This is a genomic window from Streptomyces sp. NPDC088910, assembly GCF_044749865.1.
Taxonomy (GTDB): domain Bacteria; phylum Actinomycetota; class Actinomycetes; order Streptomycetales; family Streptomycetaceae; genus Actinacidiphila.
In genome coordinates this window covers 135687-159847 of the sequence record NZ_JBIVIV010000013.1, presented here as the reverse complement: position 1 = coordinate 159847, position 24161 = coordinate 135687, and the positions used below count along the sequence as shown (strand labels likewise).

At 71.9% G+C, this 24161-nt stretch carries 21 protein-coding genes and 1 pseudogene; 13 read left to right on the top strand and 9 right to left on the bottom strand.

Annotated elements, in window-relative coordinates; translation table 11 throughout:
- Positions 1-10 precede the first annotated feature (10 nt).
- Positions 11-2002 (bottom strand): glycoside hydrolase family 76 protein, encoded by a 1992-nt coding sequence (locus ACIP4Z_RS27530; RefSeq protein WP_401312540.1) that lies wholly within the window; start codon positions 2000-2002, stop codon positions 11-13.
- Between the two features lie 386 nt (positions 2003-2388).
- Between ACIP4Z_RS27530 and ACIP4Z_RS27525 the strand changes: the two genes are divergently transcribed.
- The 6 genes from ACIP4Z_RS27525 (at position 2389) to ACIP4Z_RS27500 (ending at position 11009) form a co-directional block, all read left to right on the top strand.
- Positions 2389-3744 (top strand): M20/M25/M40 family metallo-hydrolase, encoded by a 1356-nt coding sequence (locus tag ACIP4Z_RS27525; protein ID WP_391049854.1) that lies wholly within the window; start codon positions 2389-2391, stop codon positions 3742-3744.
- 182 nt (positions 3745-3926) lie between these two features.
- The gene (locus ACIP4Z_RS27520) at positions 3927-5381 is read left to right on the top strand and encodes a YfcC family protein (RefSeq protein WP_355349249.1); all 1455 of its coding nucleotides are present in this window, start codon (positions 3927-3929) and stop codon (positions 5379-5381) included.
- A 171-nt stretch (positions 5382-5552) separates the two neighbouring features.
- Complete coding sequence (locus ACIP4Z_RS27515) at positions 5553-6593, top strand: alpha/beta hydrolase (protein ID WP_355349141.1); 1041 nt, start codon at positions 5553-5555, stop codon at positions 6591-6593.
- Positions 6594-6716: 123 nt separating this feature from the next.
- Positions 6717-7208, top strand: coding sequence for a DUF5709 domain-containing protein (locus ACIP4Z_RS27510; RefSeq protein ID WP_391161846.1), 492 nt, complete (start codon positions 6717-6719; stop codon positions 7206-7208).
- 278 nt (positions 7209-7486) lie between these two features.
- Positions 7487-9664, top strand: coding sequence for a glycogen debranching protein GlgX (gene glgX / locus ACIP4Z_RS27505; protein WP_391049858.1), 2178 nt, complete (start codon positions 7487-7489; stop codon positions 9662-9664).
- A 226-nt stretch (positions 9665-9890) separates the two neighbouring features.
- Positions 9891-11009: a P1 family peptidase gene (locus ACIP4Z_RS27500; protein ID WP_401312535.1), complete on the top strand. Its 1119-nt coding sequence runs from the start codon at positions 9891-9893 to the stop codon at positions 11007-11009.
- 90 nt (positions 11010-11099) lie between these two features.
- Here the strand turns inward: ACIP4Z_RS27500 and ACIP4Z_RS27495 are convergent, their stop codons facing one another.
- The gene (locus ACIP4Z_RS27495; RefSeq protein ID WP_401312532.1) at positions 11100-12377 is read right to left on the bottom strand and encodes a glycosyltransferase; all 1278 of its coding nucleotides are present in this window, start codon (positions 12375-12377) and stop codon (positions 11100-11102) included.
- A gap of 318 nt (positions 12378-12695) precedes the next feature.
- On the opposite strand from ACIP4Z_RS27495, the gene ACIP4Z_RS27490 reads away from it, so the two are divergent.
- Together ACIP4Z_RS27490 and ACIP4Z_RS27485 are read left to right on the top strand one after the other, a co-directional pair.
- The gene (locus tag ACIP4Z_RS27490) at positions 12696-12971 is read left to right on the top strand and encodes a GlsB/YeaQ/YmgE family stress response membrane protein (RefSeq protein ID WP_391049864.1); all 276 of its coding nucleotides are present in this window, start codon (positions 12696-12698) and stop codon (positions 12969-12971) included.
- A 311-nt stretch (positions 12972-13282) separates the two neighbouring features.
- Positions 13283-14368, top strand: a complete 1086-nt coding sequence (locus tag ACIP4Z_RS27485; protein WP_355348987.1) for a substrate-binding domain-containing protein — start codon at positions 13283-13285, stop codon at positions 14366-14368.
- A 127-nt stretch (positions 14369-14495) separates the two neighbouring features.
- Here the strand turns inward: ACIP4Z_RS27485 and ACIP4Z_RS27480 are convergent, their stop codons facing one another.
- Positions 14496-14891 (bottom strand): YkvA family protein, encoded by a 396-nt coding sequence (locus ACIP4Z_RS27480; RefSeq protein ID WP_355348990.1) that lies wholly within the window; start codon positions 14889-14891, stop codon positions 14496-14498.
- A gap of 347 nt (positions 14892-15238) precedes the next feature.
- Between ACIP4Z_RS27480 and ACIP4Z_RS27475 the strand changes: the two genes are divergently transcribed.
- A complete protein-coding gene (locus ACIP4Z_RS27475; RefSeq protein ID WP_355348993.1) occupies positions 15239-15538 on the top strand; it encodes a WhiB family transcriptional regulator in 300 nt (99 codons plus the stop codon).
- On the opposite strand, the gene ACIP4Z_RS27470 is transcribed toward ACIP4Z_RS27475, so the two are convergent.
- The 3 genes from ACIP4Z_RS27470 to ACIP4Z_RS27460 form a co-directional block, all read right to left on the bottom strand.
- Positions 15519-17402, bottom strand: coding sequence for a RecQ family ATP-dependent DNA helicase (locus tag ACIP4Z_RS27470; RefSeq protein ID WP_401312527.1), 1884 nt, complete (start codon positions 17400-17402; stop codon positions 15519-15521). The two genes, ACIP4Z_RS27475 and ACIP4Z_RS27470, sit on opposite strands and share 20 nt — an antisense overlap.
- A gap of 242 nt (positions 17403-17644) precedes the next feature.
- Positions 17645-17911 carry a GlsB/YeaQ/YmgE family stress response membrane protein gene (locus ACIP4Z_RS27465; protein WP_355348999.1) on the bottom strand — a complete coding sequence of 89 codons (267 nt, stop codon included), beginning with the start codon at positions 17909-17911 and terminating at the stop codon, positions 17645-17647.
- A 304-nt stretch (positions 17912-18215) separates the two neighbouring features.
- Positions 18216-18563, bottom strand: coding sequence for a chaplin family protein (locus ACIP4Z_RS27460; protein WP_391049870.1), 348 nt, complete (start codon positions 18561-18563; stop codon positions 18216-18218).
- A gap of 348 nt (positions 18564-18911) precedes the next feature.
- Between ACIP4Z_RS27460 and ACIP4Z_RS27455 the strand changes: the two genes are divergently transcribed.
- A complete protein-coding gene (locus tag ACIP4Z_RS27455) occupies positions 18912-19103 on the top strand; it encodes a DUF4236 domain-containing protein (protein ID WP_188283018.1) in 192 nt (63 codons plus the stop codon).
- 41 nt (positions 19104-19144) lie between these two features.
- Here ACIP4Z_RS27455 and ACIP4Z_RS27450 read toward each other — a convergent pair whose 3' ends face one another.
- The gene (locus ACIP4Z_RS27450) at positions 19145-19522 is read right to left on the bottom strand and encodes an MmcQ/YjbR family DNA-binding protein (protein WP_401312523.1); all 378 of its coding nucleotides are present in this window, start codon (positions 19520-19522) and stop codon (positions 19145-19147) included.
- 201 nt (positions 19523-19723) lie between these two features.
- Between ACIP4Z_RS27450 and ACIP4Z_RS27445 the strand changes: the two genes are divergently transcribed.
- Entirely contained in the window at positions 19724-20134 is a 411-nt protein-coding gene (locus ACIP4Z_RS27445; RefSeq protein ID WP_401312520.1) for an SsgA family sporulation/cell division regulator, read from the top strand.
- A gap of 14 nt (positions 20135-20148) precedes the next feature.
- On the opposite strand, the gene ACIP4Z_RS27440 is transcribed toward ACIP4Z_RS27445, so the two are convergent.
- On the bottom strand, positions 20149-21171 hold the full coding sequence (locus tag ACIP4Z_RS27440) for a DUF6745 domain-containing protein (protein WP_401312764.1): 1023 nt from the start codon (positions 21169-21171) through the stop codon (positions 20149-20151).
- A 91-nt stretch (positions 21172-21262) separates the two neighbouring features.
- Positions 21263-21589 (bottom strand): hypothetical protein, encoded by a 327-nt coding sequence (locus tag ACIP4Z_RS27435; RefSeq protein WP_188280697.1) that lies wholly within the window; start codon positions 21587-21589, stop codon positions 21263-21265.
- 195 nt (positions 21590-21784) lie between these two features.
- Between ACIP4Z_RS27435 and ACIP4Z_RS27430 the strand changes: the two genes are divergently transcribed.
- Together ACIP4Z_RS27430 and ACIP4Z_RS27425 are read left to right on the top strand one after the other, a co-directional pair.
- The gene (locus ACIP4Z_RS27430) at positions 21785-22747 is read left to right on the top strand and encodes an STM4015 family protein (RefSeq protein WP_391161836.1); all 963 of its coding nucleotides are present in this window, start codon (positions 21785-21787) and stop codon (positions 22745-22747) included.
- Between the two features lie 123 nt (positions 22748-22870).
- Positions 22871-23968 (top strand): annotated as a pseudogene (locus tag ACIP4Z_RS27425) (STM4014 family protein); the annotation flags it as partial.
- Positions 23969-24161 lie beyond the last annotated feature (193 nt).

Genomic DNA, 24161 nt, shown 5'->3' with positions numbered 1-24161 from the left:
CCGCGCCGCCTCAGCCCGCCGCCAGCAGCGCGCTGAGCGCACTGGCCTGCGTACGCCAGTCGCGCACATTGAGATGGTCCGTGCTGCCCTGGCCCGACCAGCGCTCGCCGAGACGGTTGAGCGAATCGCGGTCCGCCGACCAGATCGAGTTGCCCTGGGTGATGGCGAAGCCGCGATAGGCGCCGCCGGTCGCGCCGTTGAGGTCCTGGAGGTAGCGCATGAAGACGCCCTTGAACTGCTTGGCGTTGTCGTCGCAGGTCGCGTTCAGCGCGTCGCACTGCTCGGTGAGCAGCCCCGAGGTGACCAGCGACGGTGCCGAGGCCGCGGCGTCGGCCAGTTGGCGCGCCTTCGCCAGCGCCGTACCGTCACCCGTGGCCCGCCAGATCTCCACCGCGGCCCCGATCGCCAGGCCCTGGTTGTAACTCCACACCGTCTGGCCGTTGTTGGCGCAGCCGCCGGTCAGCCCGTCGTTGACCAGCCCGGACCCGTTGATCAGACCGCTGTTCCTGAACCAGTTCCAGGACGTGGTCGCCCGGCCCAGCCAGGTCGTGTCCCCGCTGATCCGGTTGTGCAGCTCCGCGGTCAACCGCACGTACAGCCCGTTGGTCACCGCGTTCTTGTACGTCCGTTCGCGGTCCCACCACACCCCGCCCCCGCAGGTGCTGGTGTCCCACAGCCCGTTGACGTACGTGGCGATCGTGACGGCCTCGTTGAGATACGTGACGTTGCCGGTCAGGTCGTAGGCGTCGATCCAGGCCAGGGCCCACCACTCGGCGTCGTCGGTGGCCCGGCTGATGAAGTCGCCGTCGATCGGGTCGGAACTGCGGGCCCCGGCGGGGAAGGCGGCCTTGTTCACCTGGAAGGTGCGCGCCACCACCCACAGATAGCGAGTGTCGCCGGTCTGCCGCATGTAGTCGATCACCGTGCTGAGCGCCACCGCGGAATTCCACCAACTCGACGGCCAGTAGGCGGTGTTCGGGTCGTAGGAGTACATGAGGGCGTCGGCCGCCGCCGCGCTGCGGACCGTCGTCGGCCGCGCCCACGCGGTGCAGCTCCCGTTCTGGCCCTCGACGGCCCGGCCGCAGGCGCGCACCGCGCCGCCGTAGAGCTTGCCGAGCGGATCGGAGGTGTTGAACTCCGCTGTCCTGGTGCCCGACGCGCCGGACGGCACGGATGTCCGCCCCTTCGACGATCCGTCGGGCCAGCTCGCGCCGCCGTCCCACGAGCGGTCGAGCCAGATCTCGTCGCCCGCGGCGCCGCCGGAGACCGTGCCCCAGGCCATCCCCGAGTTGTCCATGTGCAGCGCGATGGTCCGCCCGTTGAGCGTCGCGTCCGCCACCGGCCGGGTGTCACCGGTGCCCGTGGACACATCGGCGCCGTCGCAGCGCGCGGCACACACGCTCAGCCGCGCCCAGCCCGTACAGCCGACGCCCTGCGCGTCACCGCACGCCCGCAGTACGGCGCGCCGGTGGTGGGTGGGGTCGTAGAGGTTGTACATCAGGGTGCGCGTGCCGGTCCAGGTCGACGGGATCGAGGCCCTGCCCAGCAGCCCGTCCCAGGTCGTCCCGCCGTCCCACGAGCGGTCCAGCCACACCGAGTCGTTGAGCTGTCCCGCGTCGATGGACGCCCAGGCCATGCCGTCGGCGTCCGAGACGTGCAGCGAGACCCGGCGGCCGTTGAGGGTCTTGTCCGCCACCGGGAAGGTCTCCTGCCCTGCCAGTGACGGGTCGCGGGTGTCGCAGTAGACCGCGCACACGGTCGTGGCGTCGTTCGGCGCGGCGAGCGCGACCGGCGACACCGTAAGCGACGGCTCCGCGGACGGCGGCTCCGTGGACGGCGGCTCCGTGGGCAAAGGCCCCGTGGACGACCGTCCCGTGTGCGACGACCCCGCAGCCGCGGAGGACGACGAGCCGCCCGCAGGCGAGGCCGACGCGATGCCCGGCTGCGCGGCCAGGACGAGCAAGGCGAGGAGAAGAACGCGCCACAACCACCGTCTGCTCACACGACACCCCTGTCCGGGACCGGGCGGAACGGGTCACGCCGCGCTCGACCGCGCGGCACGGCAACTCCGGTCGAAGCGCGGGCACTTCACCGTTTCTCACGTTGCAATTCCACATTGAGACAGCGTTGTCATGCACAGTCAACCCCTTGGGTCACCCGCGTCCCACGGCAACCGCCCGCCGCGGTCACCGTGGCCCGTTCGGCCCATTAACGGCTGCGCCTCACCCGGACAGTCGACAGAGTGCTCGAAAGGACCGTCATGGCCCTGTCCGCACCGGGGATTTCGGACGGCAGGGCGCGTCGGACCACGGAAGCGATCGCACGAGAGCGCGACCGCGCCACGGAGCGGTCGGAAGACAGAGAACTCGGGATGAGGAGCACGCCGGTATGGATCTCGCCGCCACCGTCGACAGTCTGATGGAACAGCTCACCGCCGACCTGGTGCGGCTCGCCGAGATTCCCTCGATCGCCTTCCCTGGCTACCCCGCCACGGAGGTGAACCGGGCGCACGACCTGCTGGTCGAGCTCCTGAGGGACGCCGGGGTCGAGCACATCGAGCGGATCGACCTGCCCGACACCTCACCGGTCATCTACGCCGAGATCCCGCCGCCGACCCCCGACGCGCCGACCGTACTGCTCTACGGGCACTACGACGTCCAGCCGTCCGGCGACGAGTCGGCCTGGCAGTCGCCGCCCTTCGAGCCCACGCCCATCGAGGGCGGCCTGCGGGCCCGCGGCATCGCCGACGACAAGTCGAACGTCATGGCCCACCTCGGCGTCCTGCGCGCGTACGGCGGCCGGCCGCCGACCGGCGTCAAGATCGTGCTGGAGGGTCAGGAGGAGTACGGCAGCGCCTTCGACGACTACCCGCCGACCGACCCCGAGCGCTTCGCCTGCGACGCCATGGTCATCGCCGACATGGGCAATCTGCGGCCCGGCACCCCCACCCTGACCACCGGTCTGCGCGGAGTCGCCGAGGTCGTCGTGGAGGTGCGGACGCTCGCCGAGGCCCGGCACAGCGGAGAATTCGGCGGCGCCGCGCCCGACGCGCTGCTGGCCCTCATCCAGGCGCTCGCCTCGCTGCACGACGCGGCCGGTGACGTCACGGTCGAAGGGCTGCGCCGCGAGCCGTGGGACGGGGCCTCGTACACCGAGGAGGAGTTCCGCGCGCTGGCGACCGTGCCCGACGGCACACCGCTGATCGGCACCGGCAGCCTCGGCGAGCGGCTGTGGAGCGGCCCTGCCGTCACCGTGATCGGCATGGACACCCCCACCGTGGACGGTGCCGCTTCGGCCGTGGTGCCGTACGCGCGCGCCAAGCTCAATCTGCGCGTGCACCCCTTGCAGGACCCGAAGGAGGCCACCGACGCGCTGGTCAGGCACCTGCGCGAGCACCGGCCCTTCGGCATCGAGCTGACCGTGACCCCCAGCGACGCGGGCCCCGGCTTCGAACCGGCCACCGACGGCCCCGCCTACCGCGCCGCCCGCACCGCGCTGCGCGAGGGCTGGGGCGAGGAGGCCCAGCTCGCCGCCAGCGGCGGCTCCATCCCGCTGGTCAACGGCCTCGCCAAGGCCGTACCCCACGCGGAGGTGCTGCTCTTCGGAGCCCAGGACAGCATGTGCAATCTGCACGCCCCCAATGAGCGGGTGCTCTTCTCCGAGCTGCGCGGCGCCGTCATCGCGGAGGCGGCCTTCCTCCGGGAGTACGCGGCGGACTTCCGCGCGGCGGGCGGGGCGCGGTGAGCGGCGATACGGCGCCGGGCGCCGACGCGGCCGATGCCAACGGATCCACCGCCTACCGGGACACCGGGACGGCGGGGACCGCGGACGGGGACTCCGCCGGCGGCTCCGGCACCGGCACCACGGGGGACGGCGACCCGGGCCGAAAGCCGCCCAAGAAGCACAAATTCACCTTCCCCAGCGCCCTGACCATCCTCGCCCTGGTCACCCTCGCGGTGTGGGCGCTGGCGTTCCTGATCCCGTCGGGCGAGTACAAGCGGAAGGACACGGGCGCGCCCATCCAGGGCACGTACCACCGTGTCTCGTCCGGGCTGAGCTTCGTCGACCACCTCAAGGACCTGTTCCTCTCGCCGGTCAACGGCCTGTACGGCATCCAGAACGCCAAGACCGGCTTCGTCGCGCCCGACAACTCCGGTGACCTGTACGGCAGCGCGGGCGTCTTCCTGTTCGTGCTCGCCATCGGCGCGTTCATCACCGTGGTCTTCGCCACCGGCGCCCTGGACCGCGGCATCGCCCGCCTCGCGCACGCCCTGCGCGACCGCGGCGCGCTGCTCATCGCGGGCATCATGGTGACCTTCTCCGTGCTCGGCACGGTCGAGGGCTTCGCCGAGGAGACCCTGGGCTTCTACGGCCTGATCGTGCCCCTGATGCTGGCGCTGGGCTACGACCGCATGGTCGCCACCGGCGCGATCATCCTCGGCGCGGGCGTCGGCGTGCTGTGTTCCACGGTCAACCCGTTCGCGACCGGCGTCGCCTCGTCGGCCGCCGACATCTCGCTCGGTGACGGCATCGTGCTGCGCTTCGTGATGTGGATCGTGCTGACGACCGTGACGGTCGCCTACGTCGTCCGCTACGGCAAGCGCGTGCAGAAGAACCCCGACCGCTCCCTCGTCGGCTTCCTGCCCGGCGACCGGGAGCAGGGCGTCGACCGCGACCAGGAGCCGCCCGAGCTGACCGGCCTGCACAAGGCCGTACTGATGGCCGTCGGCCTGGTCTTCGCCTTCATGATCTTCTCGGTGGTGCCCTGGTCGAGCGCGCTGACCGGCAAGGCCGACGCGACCCCGTACGCCTGGGAACTGGACTGGTCCTTCGCCGAACTGGCCGCGCTGTTCCTGGTCGCCGCGGTGATCATCGGACTGGTCGGCCGCATGGGGGAGCAGAAGCTCAGCGCCACGATCATCCAGGGCGCGGCGGACTTCATCTCTCCCGCGCTGGTCATCGTGCTGGCCCGCGGCGTCACTGTGATCATGAACAACTCCAAGGTCACCGACACCGTGCTGCACTCCATCGAGGGCGTCGTCTCCGGCACGTCCAACTCGGTGTTCGGGATCATCGTCTTCCTGGTCAACCTCCCGCTGGCCTTCCTCATCCCGTCCACCTCGGGGCACGCCACCCTCGCCATGCCGATCCTGGCCCCGCTGGCCGACTTCGCCGGGGTCTCGCGCTCGGTCGTCGTCACCGCCTGGCAGTCGGCCAGCGGCTGGATGAACCTCTGGGTGCCGACCACCGCCGTCACCATCGGCGGTGTGGCCCTGGCCAAGGTCCGCTACGACCAGTACCTGCGCTTCATCTGGCCGCTGCTGGCCATCCTCTTCGTCATGATCTGCGGCTTCGTCGCCGTCGGCGCGGTCGTCACCTGACGCCCGGCGGGACGCCGTTTTGCCGGAACGGCAACGGAATTGGCCTGCGCTCCGGCCAGGCCCGCACACTCGCGGCAACGGCTCACGGCGTACCGGGTCTCCCGACCCGTGCACGACGTACGCCGCAGGTCAGACCGCCGTGAGCGCGGCCCGAAGCTCCGGGAGGAAGCAATGGCGCAGCCCACCCGTCCACAGCCGACCCGTCCGCACTCCGCGGCCACCGAGGACCCCGCGGCCGACGCGCGGCACCGGCTGGTCGACGTGCCCGGCGGCCGCATCCATCTGGTCGAGCAGGGCGCGGGACCGCTGGTCCTGCTCGTGCACGGCTTCCCCGAGTCCTGGTACTCCTGGCGCCACCAGCTCCCGGCCCTCGCCGCGGCGGGCTACCGCGCCGTCGCCGTCGATGTGCGCGGCTACGGCCGTTCGTCGAAGCCCGCGGAGCCCGAGGCGTACCGCATGCTCCAGCTCGTCGCCGACAACGTGGCGGTCGTCCGCGCCCTCGGCGAGCGGACCGCGACGGTCGTCGGCCACGACTGGGGCTCGCCCGTCGCCGCCAACTCGGCGCTGCTGCGGCCGGACGTCTTCACCGCCGTCGGCCTGCTCAGCGTGCCCTACGCGCCGCGCGGCGGCCCCCGGCCCACCGAGGCGTTCGGCGCCATCGGCGGCGACGAGGAGTTCTACGTCAGCTACTTCCAGGAGCCGGGTCGGGCCGAGGCGGAGATCGAACAGGACGTGCGCGGCTGGCTCGCGGGCTTCTACGCGGCGCTGTCGGCCGACACGATGCCGGCGGCGGGGGAGAGCGACCCGCACTTCGTACCGCCCGCCGCCAAGCTCTCCGACCGCTTCCCCACCGGGCGGCTGCCCGGCTGGCTGACCGAGCGGGACCTGGACTTCTACGCGGGCGAGTTCGAGCGGACCGGACTGACCGGGGCGCTCAACCGCTACCGCAACGTCGACCGCGACTGGGCGGACCTCGCGCCCTGGGACGGCGCGCCGATCCGGCAGCCCTCGCTGTTCATCGGCGGCGACCTCGACGCCTCCACCACATGGATGGCCGGCGCCATCGACGCGTATCCGAGCACACTGCCCGGACTGGTCTCCTCGCACATCCTCAAGGGCTGCGGGCACTGGATCCAGCAGGAGCGCGCCGAGGAGGTCAGCGGCCTGCTGACCGACTGGCTGGCCGCGCTGCCCGCACCGCGCGAGGATTGAGGGGTACGCCGCACGGCCGCGGTGGGATGTCCACCGTTTCCGCCGCCGCACCACGGGCAGGCGACCGTCCGTGATGCCACCACCGGCATCGCGAATCCGCCGACCGACCAGGAAGAGGACACGATGTCCGACCGCATGACGGACGACGGCATGGGGGACGACGTCTACCAGCCGGACGGGAGCGAGATCCAGGAGGACGCGGGCCCGCTGGAGCCCGAGGACACCCTGGTCGACCGGGGCGTCGAGGATGTCCTGGACGAGGGGTACTCGCCGCCCGAGCGGCCCTTGGCCGTCGAGCAGAACGGCACCACGGCCGAGGAGCAGCACGACGGCGACTCGCTGGACCAGCGGCTGGCCAGGGAGCGCCCCGACACCCCGCAGTTCCCCGACGGGGACGGCCTCGGCGATGCCGCCGACACCGACGGGGAACTGCTCGACCCCGAGGCGGGCGACCTGCGCGCGGGCCGGCTGACCAGCCCGGAGCAGTGGGTGGACAGCCCGGTCCAGGACGGTGTGGCCGACGACGTCGGCATCGACGGCGGCGCCGCCTCCGCGGAGGAGGCCGCCGTGCACCTCCTGGACGACCCGGAGGCCCTGCCGGGCGACGACGCCTGACATCCCCCGGCGCCCGAACCCGGACTCCTGACCCCCGGCGCCTCCACCCTGCGACAGCCGAACCCCCTCGACACCCGAACCCATGCGACACCCCGAGCCCGACGCGGCTCGCGACAGCGACCTCCGGCCACCGCCGGAGGTCGCTGTCGTACGGTCCGCGACCGGTCCGCGCGGGCCTTCTGCGACCGTTCACTTCACGAACCCATGGCCTGAGATCAACGGGGTATGAGTGGGAGGACGTCGGATCGTCGCTCACGCAGGGTCGAGAGGGTCAGTGAATGCAGCAGTGGAACGGTCGTCCCTATCCGCTCGGAGCCACGTACGACGGCTCGGGCACCAACTTCGCCCTGTTCTCCGAGGTGGCGGAGAAGGTCGAGCTGTGCCTCGTCGATGACGCGGGACGGGAACAGCGCCTCACGCTGACCGAAGTGGACGGATTCGTCCGGCACGCGTATCTGCCGGGCGTCGGCCCCGGCCAGCGTTACGGCTACCGCGTGCACGGCCCGTACCGGCCGGACGAGGGGCATCGCTGCAATCCGGCGAAGTTGCTGCTCGACCCCTACGCCACGGCAGTGGAAGGCCAGGTCGACGGTGACGAGTCGGCGTTCGGCCACCGCTTCCACGCGCCCGAGGAGCAGAACACGATGGACAGCCTCGGCCACGCCATGCTGTCGGTGGTGACCGACCCGTCCTTCGACTGGGGGGACGACCGCGCGCCGGGTCACTCGTACCACGAGTCGGTGATCTACGAGGCGCACGTGAAGGGTCTGACGATGACCCACCCGGGCCTGCCGGAGCGAATACGCGGCACCTACGCGGGAGTCGGGCACCCGGCGGTCATCGAGCACCTGAAGGAACTGGGCGTGACGGCGATCGAGCTGATGCCGGTGCACCAGTTCGCGCAGGACGGCCATCTGCGCGACCGTGGCCTGTCGAACTACTGGGGCTACAACACCATCGGCTTCTTCGCGCCGCACAACGCGTACGCGTCGAGCGGGGTGCGCGGCCAACAGGTCACGGAATTCAAGGAGATGGTGAAGGCCCTGCACAAGGCGGGCATCGAGGTGATCCTCGACGTGGTCTACAACCACACCGCCGAAGGCAACCACATGGGGCCGACGCTCTCCTTCCGCGGCATCGACAACGCCTCGTACTACCGGCTGGTGGACGACGACCCGCGGCACTACTTCGACACCACCGGCACCGGCAACAGCCTGCTCATGCGGCATCCGCACGTCCTCCAGCTCATCATGGACTCGCTGCGGTACTGGGTCACCGAGATGCACGTGGACGGCTTCCGCTTCGACCTCGCGGCCACGCTGGCCCGGCAGTTCCACGAGGTGGACCGGCTCTCGTCCTTCTTCGACCTCGTGCAGCAGGACCCGGTGGTCAGCCGCGTCAAACTGATCGCCGAGCCGTGGGACCTGGGCGAGGGCGGCTACCAGGTGGGCAACTTCCCGTCCCTGTGGAGCGAGTGGAACGGCGAATACCGCGACACCGTCAGGGACTTCTGGCGCGGCGAGGACGGCACACTGCCCGCCCTCGCCTCCCGGCTCACCGGCTCCTCCGACCTCTACGAGGACGACAACCGCCGCCCGCGCGCCGGGATCAACTTCATCACCTGCCACGACGGCTTCACGCTGCGCGACCTGGTCTCGTACAACGACAAGCACAATGAGGCCAACGGCGAGGACGGCAACGACGGCGAGAGCCACAACCGTTCGTGGAACTGCGGAGCCGAGGGCGAGACCGACGACCCCGGTGTGCTCGCGCTGCGCGCCAGACAGCAGCGCAATCTGCTGACGACACTGCTGGTCTCGCAGGGTGTGCCGATGATCGCACACGGCGACGAGATGGGCCGCACCCAGCGCGGCAACAACAACGTCTACTGCCAGGACAACGAAACCGCCTGGGTGAACTGGACGTTGGACGCCGAGCAGCGCGAACTGTTCGACTTCACGCGCCGGTTGATCAAGCTGCGCGCCGAGCACCCGGTGCTGCGCCGCCGCCGGTTCTTCCGCGGCGACACCGGGGGATCGGCCGTCGCGGACGCCGTGTGGTTCCGGCCGGACGGCGGTGAGATGTGCGAGGAGAACTGGCACCGCGGCGACGCGCGCGCCGTCGCCCTGCTGCTGAACGGCGACGCCATCACCGAGTCCGACCCGAAGGGCGGCCGGATCTCCGACACGTCCTTCCTGATCCTGCTGAACAGCCACTACGAACCGCTCGACTTCGTGATCCCCGAACGCGAGTACGGCGGCCTGTGGCAGGTCGCCGTGGACACCGCGGCCGAGGCCGACGGCACCGACGAGTCCGAGGTGAAGGCCGGCGGCCGGATCCGGGTCCAGGACCGGGGCATGATCGTGCTGATCGCCGTGCAGCGGCCCACGGGCGGTCGCCTGCGGCGCGCCATCAAGGCGTCCCGCATGCCGAGACGGCGAGGAGCGCGCACCTGACACCGAGGCGGCAGTGACCGTCGATTTCACTCTTCGGTCAACTTGTTGCGTAAAAAACATTGAAGTTTACGTCGTTCTTCTGATGGGATACCCCTTGCTCCGGCGCGCCCTGACACGCGCCGGAGCACACCGACGTTCGGCCGCGGTCTCGTACGGTGAGGGGGCGGGCCGCGAGTACGCGGATGGCGCGGGCCCGCGTGATCGTGGCTACCTCACGGAGGACGACATGAGCGGCAGCGCACGGCCGGGTCCCGGCAACGGCCTCACCGACGTGGAGGGAGTGCGCGTCGGTCACGCCCAGCGGACCGGCGACGGCTGGCTCACCGGGACGACGGTGGTGCTGGCCCCCGAGGGCGGCGCGGTCACCGCGGTCGACGTACGCGGCGGCGGTCCCGGCACCCGCGAGACCGACGCCCTCGACCCGCGCAATCTCGTGCCGTACATCGACGCCGTGGTGCTCACCGGAGGCAGCGCCTTCGGGCTCGACGCGGCGGGCGGCGTGGTCGGCTGGCTGGAGGAGCGGGGCCGGGGCTTCCGGGTCGGCGGTCCCGGCCAGGTGGTGCCGGTGGTGCCCGCTGCCGCGCTGTTCGACCTCGGCCGCGGCGGCTCGTGGACGGCGCGACCGGGAGCGGAGACGGGCCTGGCGGCGGTACGCGCCGCGGCGGCGGCCCCGGAGGGCGCGCCGGTGCCGCAGGGCTGCGTCGGCGCGGGTACGGGCGCGGTGGCCGGCGGCCTCAAGGGCGGGGTGGGGACGGCCAGCACGGTCCTGGAGTCCGGCGTGACGGTGGCCGCGCTCGCGGTGCTCAACGCGGCCGGTTCCGTGGTCGACCCCGACACGGGCGCGCTCTGGGGCGCGAGACCGGGCCCCGCCGCCGCGGAATTCGCCCCGTACGGCCCGCCCGTCGCGGCCGACGCCCTGGAGCGGGCCCGACGCCGTACGGCCGCCGCTGCCGCCGCGAACGCCGAGCGGCGGACCCACCCGCTCATCACCACGCTGGCCGTGGTCGCGACGGACGCCGTCCTCACCCGCGCCCAGGCGCGGAAGCTGGCGGGCACCGCGCACGACGGACTCGCCCGCGCCGTCCGCCCCGCCCACTCCCTGTCCGACGGCGACACCGTCTTCGCCATGGCGACCGGCCGCCGCCCCCTCGTCCCGCCGGGGACGGCCGACGCCGCCGACCCCGCCTTCGGCGTGCACATCGAGGCGGGCGCGATGAACGCCGTCCTCGAGGCGGGCGCCGACGTGCTCACCCGGGCCCTCCTGCACGCCGTCCTCGCCGCCGAGACGGTGGACGGACCGGGCGGCCTCTTCCTCTCGTACCGGGACGCGTACTACGGCGCCTGACGGCTTCGGCGCGGCTTCGGTACGGCGCGGGGGAGCGGTGGGGCCCCCACCGCGCCGTACCGCGTACTCCGGCTTGCCGTCCCGGCGGGCTCAGGCTCCGTACGGGACCCCCGCGCGCGTCCTGGTCCTGCGACGGGCCGGGCGGACCGCGCGCACCGCGTCCTGGTGCACCCGCTCGATGAGCGCGCCGTAGGCGGTCACCATGCGGGTCTGGCTGAAGCGCTCGCGGCTGCGGGCCAGCGCCGGGGCGAAGTCGGCGGCCAGCGCCGCCGCCCGCGACCAGGCCGCGGCGATCGGCTCGGCCTCCGCCGGGGTGAGGAAGCCGTGCCCGGCGACCAGCTCCGCGCAGTCCCCGACATCGGTGGCCACCGGGACCGCGCCGCACATCATGCCCTCGATCAGGCACAGCGGCGCCGCCTCACCCGACGACGACGTCAGCGAGACGACGTCCGCGGCGGCGTACACCGTCTCCATGTCGTGCCGCACGCCCAGCAGCGACAGCCGCCGCAGCAGGCCGGGAGCGTCACCGAAGGCGGCCGTGATGTCCGCGGTCAGCTCCGGGTTCTCCGCGGTCATCCCGGCGCCGCACATCAGGACGTGCGCGCCGGGGTCCCGCCCGAGATGGATCCTGGCCGCCCGCAGGAACAGCGGCACGTTCTTCATCTCCGCGTAGCGGGCCGCGAAGACCGTGACGGGCGCGTCCGCCGCGATACCGAGCGAGGACCGCATCGCGGCCCTGCGGACCGCGTCGGGCCGGAACCGCAGCAGATCGACGCCGTTGGGGATGACGTGCATCAGCTCGGCAGGGATGCCCGCGGCCACGTACGCGGCCCTGGTCGACTCCGCGCAGCAGACGCAGGCCCGCACCCGGCCCGCCGCCACCGCGGCGCGCAGCGCGTCCAGCGCGGGGCCCTGATTCTCCGGATCGGACCTGTGCAGGCACACCACCACCGGCCGGTACGGCAGCCCGGCCTGATTGAGCAGCGCGAGCGGCTGTTCCTTGAGCGAAAGGAGTACGTCGGCCGCCGCCGTCGCCCTGGCGGTGGCCGCGAGCTCCGACCGGCTGAACACGCCGCCGCCGCTCTCGTGGCCGCCCTCACGGCTGCCCGCCTCGGCGTCCTCCCGGCCTTCGCCGCCGAAACGGTCGCGCAGGGCCGACACCGGTACACCCGCCGCCGTGAGCGCCCGGTAGCAGGCGTCGTCGGACATCGGCTGCCTGGTCGCCTCGCGGTGCATCTCACCCTCGATGCTCAGCACCGCGTGCCGCTGCGCGCCGCCGCTGAGACCGCGCACGACGTCGCTGTGCAGAATCCTCGCGCCGCCGGAAAAGAAGCCCTCGTAGATCGACAGCACACGCAGTTCGTTCATGACGCGCACCCATCGCAGGTCCCGCTCTGCGGGAAATCGACAAACCTGGTTGACCAGCGGATTAGCCGCGATGGGACCACCTAAAACTTGCGCGCGTGTGAATTCCAGATTTCACCGAGTGACGCTTTCTGTAACGTGCGGTGCGGATATGGAAATATGCACACCGAGGGGCGCCCGGCGGCCGGGCGATAACTGTGCCGTATTCCACACGGCCGGACCGGGCGGCGTGCCCCGACTCCGGTGCCCCCGCCCGGTGTTGACCCCCGCGCGGTGCGCACTCGTGTGTGTGACCCGCGGGCCGCAGGGCAGACGGCCCCTATGGGAATCATCAGTTGGGTCATCCTCGGTCTGCTCGCCGGGGCCGTCGCGAAGATTCTGCTGCCCGGTCGCGATCCGGGCGGCCTGATCGGAACCACCCTGATCGGCGTCGCAGGGGCGTTCGTCGGCGGCTGGCTGTCCGCCAAAATCCTCGACAAGCCGGTACAGCACCACTTCTTCGACGCCGCCACCTGGGGCGCGGCGATCGGCGGGGCGCTCGTGCTGCTCATCCTCTACCGCATCTTCTTCGGCGACTCGCGGGACGCGAGGCGCTGACCACCGGTCACCCGGGCGCACGGCCGGAGGGCGGCACCCCCGCGATGGGGGTGCCGCCCTCCGGCCGTGCGCCCGGTCCTGTCGTGAGCGGTATGACACATATCCGACCCGTGAAAGCGCATTGCCCCGAACGCCCGGCTTCGGATTCACATGTTGTAGGCGTTGCCTCATGAGGCGACGACAGGAGAGCCCAATATCGATTCAATGAATCGATCCGATGTTTACTTCTTGACGTACGGAGCGTCACGAGAGTTGACTCGCCTGCACCCGGGTCGCGGTGTTGCGGCCCAGTCAGGGAGGGGCAACCGCGCATGAAGGCAATGACGCGACGGCTCATCGTCGGAACCGCCGCCGTTTCGCTCGCGCTCACCACCGTGGCCGCCTGCGGCAAAACCCATGACAAGTCGTCAGGCGGCGGCAAGGACAAGACGATCGGCCTGCTGCTCCCGGACACCACGACCACCCGGTACGCCAAATTCGACCGTCCCCTGATCGAGGCCAAGATCAAGGAACTGTGCTCGGACTGCAAGGTCAGCTACGACAACGCCTCGGCCGACCCGGCGAAGCAGGCGCAGCAGGTCAGCAGCATGATCGCCAAGGGCGTCAAGGTGCTCATCCTGGACGCGCAGGACTCGGTGGGCATCCAGTCCTCGGTGCAGGCCGCGGTCGACAAGGGCATCAAGGTCGTCGCGTACGACCGCCTCGCGCAGGGCCCGGTGTCCGCCTACGTCTCCTACGACAACGAGAAGGTCGGCGAGTTGCAGGGGCAGGCGCTGCTGGACGCCATGGGTCCCAAGGCCGTTCCCACCTCGAAGATCGTGATGATCGACGGCGACCCGGCCGACCCGAACGCCGCCGCCTTCAAGGAAGGCGCGCACAAGATCCTCGACGGCAAGGTGAACATCGCCTACGAGCAGTCGGGTCTGTGGAAGGACACCGTCGCCAACCAGAAGGTCACCGCGGCGATCACCCAGCTCGGCAAAGCCGCCATCGCCGGTGTCTACTCCGCCAACGACGCCATGGCGGGCGGCATCGCCACCGCCCTCAAGGGTGCGGGCATCAACCCGCCGCTCACCGGTCAGGACGCCGAACTCACCGCGATCCAGCGGATTCTGGCGGGCACTCAGACCAGCACCGTCTACAAGGCGTACAAGCCGGAGGCGGACGCCACCGCGCAGATCGCGATCGACCTGCTGAACGGCAAGGACGTCAAGTCCGTGGCCGACGGCACCGCCAAGAGCGGTTCCGGCCAGGACGTCCCGGCGAAGCTGCTGGACGCCATATCGGTGACCAAGGAGAACATCAAGGACACGGTCATCAAGGACGGTCTCTACACCACCGCCCAGATCTGCACCGCCGAATTCGCCCAGGCGTGCAAGGACGCCGGCATTCAGTAGGAGACGCTTCGAGCGGGACGCGCATCCGACGGATGACGCGTCCGGCGAGAAACCTCCGGCAGCGGTTTCGACCGGCCGGGTCAGGGGCGCGTACCGCGTACGCCGTATCCCTCGGCCCGGCCGGTGGTCACACCGCCGAACCCTTCGGGGGCAGCGCGCCACCGCGCGGACCGTCGGACTCCCAGCTCACGAAGCGCCCCGACTCGCGGACCAGACCGGTCATGAACCACAGCACCACCGCCGAGTCGTCCGTCCACCCGAGAACCGGGATGACGTCCGGGATCGCGTCCAGCGGCGAGACCACGTAGATCGCCGCCAGGACCGTGAAGGCCAGCAGCTTGGCGCGCGACAGGCCCGGATAACGGCGGTGCAGTACCGCGCTGACCAGACGCGGTGTCGCCACCAGCCGCCGGAACAGGCCCGGTTCGCCCGGGCGGCGCGTCTCGCGGTACAGGCCCCACGCGGAGCGGCCGGTGCGCAGCGGCACGGGCGCCCTGCTCGGCTTGCGGTCGCTTCTGGCCATGGCGGCGGCTCCTTCGGCGTACGGACGGACATGGATACGGGGCGAGGCCGAGTGGAGACCTGACGGTTTCCGGTCGGGCGGGGACCTCCCGGCCTCCGGTCGGGCGGGGACCTCACGGCCTCACTGTCACCGCCTACCCCCGATCCGGCCGTGCGTGACGCCGCCACGCCCGACGGGCGGCGTCCGAGAGCGAATCGGGTCATCGGGTTGTCGGATGTCCGTAAGGCTTCGGGCGGCGCCGCCCTCACAAACTCCTCACGTTGAGCGCCGACCGCCTGGGCAGGCGAGTACCCATGGGCCCGGTACGTGGGCCCGACACTCCGCACCCGACGAAAGGCGGTGTCTCCGTGAGCTGGCAACACCAGGCCGCATGCCGCACCGAGGACCCCGAACTCTTCTTCCCCGTGGGCAACGCCGGACCGGCCAAACTCCAGGTGCAGAAGGCCCAACGGGTCTGCGCGGACTGCCCGGTCAGGGAGACCTGCCTGAGCTACGCCCTCGACATGGGCGAAAGCCTCGGCGTGTGGGGCGGCACCAGCGAGGAGGAACGCCGCACCCTGAAACGTCGGAGGTCTCGGCAGCAGGCCGCGGTGGCCCGCGCGTCGGCGGGCACCGCGGAGCCGCATGTCACGCACCGCGCCCCTTGACCGGCGTCAGCAGATCCCGCTCCAGGACGACGGACAGCGACAGGGTCCGGTATCCGGCGGATTCGAAGAGCACGGTGACCGTGTCGTCCGCGACGCCCATCACCTCGCCCTGACCCCATTTGTCGTGCAGGACCCGGACGCCGGGCGCGTACCGGCCGCGCGAAGCGGCCGCGGCCCCGGCGTCCGGCCGCCCGCGGTCGCGGCGCCAGATACGTGCCCGGCTCCCGCCCCGCGCGGCTGCCGCGGCTGACTCCCGGCCGCCGGAACCGGACTCCGCGTCCTGTCGGGAGTCGCCCCGCGAGCCCGTACCGCGCAGGACACCCGCGTGACGGTCCCTTTCGGGGGCCGGGGCGCCGGGTCCGGCCGCCGAACCGCACGTGTCGCAGTTGCCGCAGCCTCCGGGGAGCGCCTCGCCGAAGTAACCCAGCAGGAACGCCCGCCGACAGCCGTCGGTCTCCGCGAAGCCGCGCATCATGTCCACGCGGGACTGCTCCAACTGCCGGTGGCTGTCGGCGGTTTCCAGCGCCCGCTCCACAGCGGCCTTCCGCGCCGCGGCCGTCGCGCACTCCGGCGTCAGCGACACCTTCCCGTCCGCCGCCGTACGGACCGCGCCCGCCTGCCCCAGCAGATTGAGGACACCCGTCAACCGGGTCGCCGTCAGTCCGGTGTCGCCGCGCAACGCCGTCACGGAGACCGCGGCGGGCTCCTCGGCCGCCTTCTTCCCGGCCGCCTTGCCCGTCGTCCGCCCGGCCGACCGCTCGGCGAGCTGGTCCGCGACCAGGGTGAGGGCGTCGGCGTCCGGGCGGCCGGAGGAGAAGAACCGCCGCAGCCCCAAGTCCTGCGGCCGGTAGGCGATGTACGCCCGCGCCGGTTCCCCGTCGCGGCCCGCGCGGCCGATCTCCTGGTAGTACGCGTCGAGCGATCCCGGCACCGAGGCGTGCACCACGAACCGCACATCGGGCTTGTCTATGCCCATGCCGAACGCCGAGGTGGCCACGACGACCGCCAACTCCCCGCGCTGGAAACGGTCCTGGACGGACGACCGCTCCGCGGCGCGCAACCCCGCGTGGTACGCGGCGGCGGACACCCCCGCCTCCCGCAACTCCTCGGCGTACGACTCGGAATCGCGCCGGGTCGCCGTATAGACGATGCCGGAGCCGGTCTCGGCGCCGACGCGGTCGAGGACCGCGCGCCGCTTGGCCTTCTCCTCCTGGAAGTAGCCGACCGCCAGGTGGATGTTGGGCCGGTCGAACCCGGCGATGACCTCCTGGGCGCCGCGCATGCCCAGCAGTTGAAGGATCTCCGCGCGGACCGGCGCCGCCGCGCTCGCGGTGAGTGCCAGGACCGGCGGGCGGCCGATCCGTTCGCGTACGGCGCCCAACCGCAGGTAATCAGGGCGGAAGTCGTGGCCCCAGGAGGAGACGCAGTGCGCCTCGTCCACCACGAACAGCGCGGGACGGGCCTGCTTCAGCCGCAGGATGACGTCCTCCCTGGCCAGTTGCTCGGGCGCGAGGAAGATGAAGTCCAGGTCGCCGCTCTCCACCCGGTCCCAGGTCTGCGCGTTCTCCGCGTCGCGGTGCGTGGAATTGACCGATGCCGCGCCCGGTCCTTCGCGCTTGAGCAGCCCCTCGACCTGGTCGCGCTGGAGGGCGATCAGCGGGGACACCACGACCGTCGGGCCCTTCAGCAGGACGCCCGGCACCTGGTAGACCGCCGACTTCCCGGCACCGGTCGGCATCACGACGATGACGTCCTGGTGCCGCATCACCGCCTTCATCGCCTCCAGTTGCGGCGGGCGCAGGCTCGGCCAGCCGAACACGTCACGTGCGCAACGCCGTAGCCGACGGGCGGTCGATCCGAACATGCTGCTCCCTGCGGTCGTGGTGGTTGAGGCGGTCGGTCGATGAAGGCCGGCCGATGAAGGTCGGGCGTTGGAGGGGGAGGGCGCCGGGGCGGTGTCGTGGGTGCGGGTGACCGTCAGCGGCGCGATCGGGCAGACGGAAGGCGCCCTTCCCGGGGTCGGGTTCCATGCGGAACTCCTCGAGGAAAGGCGCCTGCGTTCATATCATCCAGATGCCGGGTGTGGCCGGGACCAGGACTCATGGATCACCGACGGCGCGGGCTCGACCTGTCGAGAGCGGCGATACCGACAGCGGCCAGACCGATCTGGATGAGCCACTCGATCCAGTCGACTCCGCTGGTGTCGTCGACGTTGAGACCGTGGGCGATGGCGGCTCCGATGATGGCCGCCACGATGCCGATCAGGATGGTCCAGATGACGCCGATGTGCTGACGGCCGGGGACCACGAGCCGACCGAGCACGCCAATGATAATGCCGATGATGATGGCGCTGATGATGCCGGAGATCTCCATGACGTCCCTTCTTGTCGTACGTGGCCACCCACGTGCGTTCTCGGGGGTCGTCTGCCCTTGAAGGACGCGAACACGCATTCGGCCCCGGGTGAGGGGGAGTTGGGCCCAAAGGGGTGCTTCACGCGGCCGGGTCCGAGGGGTTCGGGCCCGCGGCCTCCCGGCGTGAAGCGTTCTGGCGCGCGGTGTTCCGGCATGGAGCGTTCCGGCATGGAGCGTTCCGGCATGGAGCGTTCCGGCATGGAGCGTCCCGGCCGCCGGCCCTTGCGGGCGGCGACCGGGACGGGGTGCTCAGGAAGCGGTCCGACTACTTGCAGTCGTCCTTGGCCTCGGGGTGCCAGACGTGACCCTCGTGGCCCCAGTGGCCCATGCCGTCGTGGTTCGCGCCGTCCCAGCCGGCGCTCTCGTGGTGACCGCCGCCGTTGTAACAGGTGTTGCCGAAGGCGGGGTTCAGCGCGCCGATCAGGTTGATCGAGTTGCCGCAGGCGTTGATCGGCACGTCGATCGGGACCTGGATCAGGTTTCCCGACAGGACGCCGGGCGAGCCGATGGCCGCGCCGGTGGCGTCGGCGTCAGCGGCGGCGACGCCGCCACCGGCAAGCACGATCCCGCCGACGAGCGCGGCCAGGACGGCGCCGTTGCGCATGAGCTTCATGGGTACTCCTTTGGTGCTGGTGGTCTGCACTGAGCCCACCGGCATGCGGAGTGTGATCATCCGCCTTACCGGTGTCCGCACTCAGAGTTCGCCACCCGTCGTCGGCCCGGCGGCTGCCGCGCCCGCAAGTCACTCGTCCGGACGGCAGCGAACACCGCTCCCTGGGTGAGCCCGCGGCCCGACTGCGCCGGACGGCTCTGCCGAACGCCTCTGCCGAACCCCTCGGCCCGGGGCCTCGGCCGTATCGAACGGTCGGAACGCGGGCGGACGGCGACGGTTCAGGAGTCGTCGGGGTGAGGCGGTGTCAGCTGGGCAGACGAGCCGACAGGCCAACCACCGGAGGACATCATGCCGCTGACGTTCCGTAAGTCGTTCCACATATTTCCCGGCGTACGTATCAACGTGAACCGGAAGTCGCTGTCCCTCACGCTCGGACGCAGAGGCGGCGCGCACCGCACCTGGTCGACCACGGGACGACGGACGACCTCCGCGGACCTGCCGGGCCCCTTCGGCTACCGGCACACCGACCGGCGCAAGTGATCGGCGCGGGCGACCCGCCCCGCCCGTCTCGGAGACCCGTCTCAGAGATCGGAATCCCGCACGAGGGCTCGCGGCGCCTGGCATCGCCAGGCGCCGACGAGCAGCTCCCGCAGCTCGTCCTCGGCGACGGCCTTGAGCCGTACGAGCACGGCGGGGAATCCGTTGTAATGCGGCTCGGTGAAGAACTTCGCCGGGTCTGAGGCGAGGAGCGCCTCCTTCTCCTCCTGGCCCGCGACCCGGACGGCCACCACGTCGGTCCGCGGGACGCGGGCCTGCTTCGGGTCGGTCCGCTCCAGCCACACCCAGGCGAATTTCTTGTGCCTGCCGCCGTTCGGCACCGATACGGACATCCCGTCGTCCGCCGCCACCGCCTCCGGCAGGGTCAACGCGATCCGGCGCACATCGTGATGATCAGCCATCTCCGCATCCTCCATGGAATGCGGGTGCCCGCGCCCGTGGTGGCCATGCCCCGCCGGGAAATCCGCCGGGCGGCGTACCGGCGGCCGGTATGTGAGCGGCATGTGATCTGCGGGCGGGGGCACACGGAGCCTCAGAGGTCGAGGACCTGTCCGGTAGTACCGCCACCGGCCGCGTCCCGTCGTTCGGCGAAAAGAGACTCGATGCCCGACTCCTGCTGCCACGCGGTGACGGCGTCGATGCCGCTGCCCAGCGGCCACCGGCTGCGGATTCCGGCGTGGATGGCCTACGACCCGCAGGACTGCCTCGCCGTGCGGATGACCTTCGGCCTCGGCGGCCCCGAGACCGCCACCTGGATCTTCGCCTGGGACCTGCTGGCCAGGGGCCTGACCGGAGCCGTCGGCCTCGGCGACGTCCGGGTCACGCCCTCGGCCGGAACCGGCTCCCGGCTGCTGATCCGCCTCGGCCGTCCCGGCCAGGACGCCCGCGTCGAACTGGACGCCGCCCCCGTGCGCCGCTTCGTCTCCTTCGCCCGGGAACGCGCCCCGCTCGACGCCCGGACCGTCCGGTCCGCCCTGGACGCCGAGCTCTCCCGCATCGTCGAACGCGCCTAGGGCCTGTCCGGCGGTCAGGTCTGGCGCAGCGGCTCGTAGGCGTCGGCGGTCAGGCCGAACGTCCAGGCCACGCCCTCCTTCGCCGTGCTGGTGCCGGGCGGCACCCGCAGCCAGTACGTACGGCTCGTGCCGTCCGGCTCCGGCGTGGAGTTGACGACCTCGACCATCGTCACGTCCTCGTCCCCGGTCAGCGCGATCCGCCAGAGGATGCCGGTCTCGTCCCGGTGCACGGGGACCGCGCCCGACTCGGTCAGATAGCGGTCGTAGCCGTAGTGCTCCAGCATGACGCGGCGCAGCTCCGCGTTCTCCTCGCCGCGTATCCGCTCCGGCGTGAGGGTGCCCAGCTCACGCAGGAACTCGGCGGGGACCGGCATACCGCGCCAGGCGTGCAGCGCGAAGCCGTCGGGGAAGGCGAGCGCGGGACCGTCGGCCCGGTCGAGGCGGCCCGCCTCGTCGCGGTGCAGCTCGGCGGGGCGCTCGCAGACGATCGCGACCCGCTCGTACGGCCACCACCAGCCCGCCGAGCGGGCGACCGCCGCCAGCCCGTCCAGCGGGGAGCCCTCTTGCGTGTCGAACGCGCACAGCCAGGCCGCCTCGTGCTGACCGAGGACCGCGTCGAGCAGCAGCAGCCGGATCTCCGGCTCCTCCTTCCGCCCCCGCGCCAACTCCTCGACCACACCGGCCCTGATCCGGCCCGCCAGCGCCTGCGTCCCCTCCCACAGCCGCGCCCCGGTCGCGTTCCACCGCTCGCTCCAGCCCGCGGGGCCGAGCGCCGCGTGCAGCCGGGCCCGCTCCGCGGCCCACGGCCGCCCGCGCACCTCGTCCCGCACGCTGTGACCCTTGCCGCGCGTCCCCTGAAGCGCGGCCTCCGCGCGCAGCATCGCCACGGCCGCGCGCGGCGATCCGGCCCAACGGACGCGCTCCGGCTCCGCGAGCCCCGCGCGCCGGTACGCCAGCCGCACCCCCGCCTCGGCCGCCGCGCGGTCCGCGGATCCGGTGGCCACGGCGGCCTGCCTCCACTGCTCGACGGTCGACATGCCGTCCCCTCCCATGAGTTCTGCTCCCTGCCCTCGACGTGCTGTCCTGCCGTGCCCGCGCGCCCGGACCCCGGGCGCCACCGCGGGACGCTCAGTCGGCGACCACGCGGACCGAGCCCGGTACGTACTCCCGCTGCCGCACCACGCGGTACCAGCCCTTGGGCAGCGATATCGCCGCGTGCTCCTCGTGCACGACCCGTCCGCCGTCCGGCAGATGCAGCAGCATCGGCGCGAACGGGGCCGGCGGGCTGAAGAGCCGTCCCGGTCCCATGACGGCGTGCGCGTGACCCGTCACCTCGCCCAGCGCGAGGACGAGCCGGCCGCGCGCGTCCCGCGGCTCCTGCGGCGCGTCGTCCATGTGCGGCGGCAGCGCCGACTCCTCGGTCGGCGCGATGAGCACATCACCCTGCCGGTACATCGCTCTCCCTCCGCGCGGCGCTCCGTGCACCGCGTCGACACCGACCGTAGGCGCGGGGTCTGACAACGGCTCAGAGTCGGCCCGGCCGCAGCCGTTGTCAGTGCGGCTTGGTAGAACTTGCTCACACATCGGCCGGTGATCGCCGCGGCCGAATTCGTACGGCCGTCGAATGTCGAACGTCAGGAGCAGGCGGACATGACCATCGGGAACCACATGCGGGAGCTGCACGGCCTGCCCGCCTTCGACTTCCCCGGACCCGACGACAAGGGCACCGACCTGCCGGAAGCGGACGCCGCCGCCTGGCGGATCGGCGTCGACTCCTACGACAGCGAGGAGAAGTGGGAGGACGCCTTCGCCCGGTTCACCCAGGCCGTCGACATCACGCGGGTGCGCGCGCTGATCGTCGGTTCCTGGAGCGAAGCCTACGAGAGCGGACCGGAACCGCTGATCGCGGCCATCCTGTCCGTGAAGGACCGACTGCCCGCGCTGCGGGCCCTGTTCCTCGGCGACATCGTGGGCGAGGAGTGCGAGATCTCCTGGATCAACCAGGGCGATGTCACCCCGCTGCTCGACGGCTTCCCCGAACTGGAGTCGTTCGGGGTACGCGGCGGACAGGACCTGGCCTTCCCCGCCGTGACGCACGCCCGGCTGCGCTCGCTCACCGTCGAGACCGGCGGCATGCCCGCGCAGGCCGTCCGCGGCATCGCCGCCAGCGACCTGCCCGCGCTGGAACACCTCGACCTGTGGCTCGGCACCTCCGAGTACGGCGGGGACAGCGAGATCACCGACCTGGCGCCGTTCCTCACCGGCGCGCTGCTGCCCAAGCTCCGTTCGCTGGCCCTGCGCAACAGCGAGATGCAGGACGAGATCGCCGCAGCCCTCGCCTCCGCGCCCGTCGTGGCCCGGCTGGAGACCCTCGACCTGTCGATGGGCGTGCTGACCGACGAGGGCGCCACGGCGCTGCTCGCGGGCCAGCCCCTCACCCACCTCAAGACACTCGACCTGCACCACAACTACCTCACCTCGCCCGTCGCCCGGCGCCTGCGGGAAGCCCTCGAACCGTCGGGCGTCCACGTCGAACTGGACCGCGACGACGCCGACGAGGAGGTCGATGACGACGACGAGACCGTGTGGCGTTTCGTCGCCGTCGGCGAGTAGCCGGTCGTTCCGTCAGTCGTCCAGCCGGTCGCCGACCGGCTGATGACCACCGCCGGGCGGCGGACCGGTGACCGTCCATCAGCGCCGGGCACGTGGGCGACCAGGGGAGAGGGGGAAGGTGACGTGAGAGATGAACCGCGCTTCGCGGTCGTCGGCAACCCGGAGAACCGGCGGGTCGGTCTCTTCGCGCGCGCCGCGACCGAGGCCGGGCTGCCCGCGCCCCGCGTCGTGCCCTGGCGCGACGTCCTGCGCGAGGGCGGCGCGACCTTCGCGGCGGACGAGGTCGTACGGCTCGACTCGCCCGGTGAGGACGCCGAAGTGGACCGCGCGCTGCGGGACATGGACGACCCCACGCGGGTGGAGGGCAGCGCCCGCTGGTACGCCCGATTCACCGCCGCCGTCCGCACCCTGGACGGCGGCAGGCGGCTGGACGACCCGGACGAACTGGCGGTGCTGTTCGACAAGCGGCGCTGCCACCGGAGGCTGGCCGAGGCCGGGGTGCCCGTACCCGCCTCGCCCACCTCGGGTGCCGCCGCCCCCGCGGTGCGCGGCTGGGCCGACGTACGGGCGCTGATGCGCGAGCACGCCATGCCGCGCGCCTTCGTCAAACTCGCCCACGGATCGTCGGCCTCCGGGGTGCTCGCCGTGGAGACGGCGGGCGGCGGGCGCGTCCAGGCCACCACGTCCGTCGAGTCGGCGGACGGACGCCTGCACAATTCGCTGCGAGTGCGCCGTATCACCCGCGAGACCGAGATCGCCGCGCTGGTCGACGCGCTCGCACCGGACGGCCTGCACATCGAGCGCTGGCTGCCCAAGGCGTCGCTGCACGGGCGCGTCGCCGACCTGCGGATCGTGGTCGTCGACGGCCGCGCCACGCACGCCGTGGTGCGCACCAGCCGCTCGCCGCTCACCAACCTCCACCTGGGCGGCGCGCGCGGCGACCTCGGCGCCGCGATCGAGGCCGCGGGCGTCCGGTGGGAGCAGGCACTGGAGATCTGCGAGCGGGCCGCCGCCTGCTTCCCCGGCACGCTGTGCGTCGGCGTCGACCTGCTCCCCGCGATCGGCTGGCGGCGCTTCGCGGTCGGCGAAGTCAACGCCTTCGGCGACCTGCTGCCGAGGCTCACCGGACTGCCGGGCAGCGGAGCGGAGGGCCTGGACACCTACGCCGCCCAGATCGCCGCCGTACGCGCCCGCGCCGCGTCGCCGACCGGAGTCCGGCCACCGTACGCACCGGTCGCGTACGAACGGAGCGCGTACGAACCGGCCGCGTATGAACGGAGCGCGTACGAACCGGCCGCGTATGAACGGACCGCGTACGAACCGGCCGCCGATGAATCCGCCGCGCCCGTACCGGCGCCGCACGAACAAGCCCCGCCCGAACCGGCACCGCACGGCGCGGCACGTACCAGCAGGC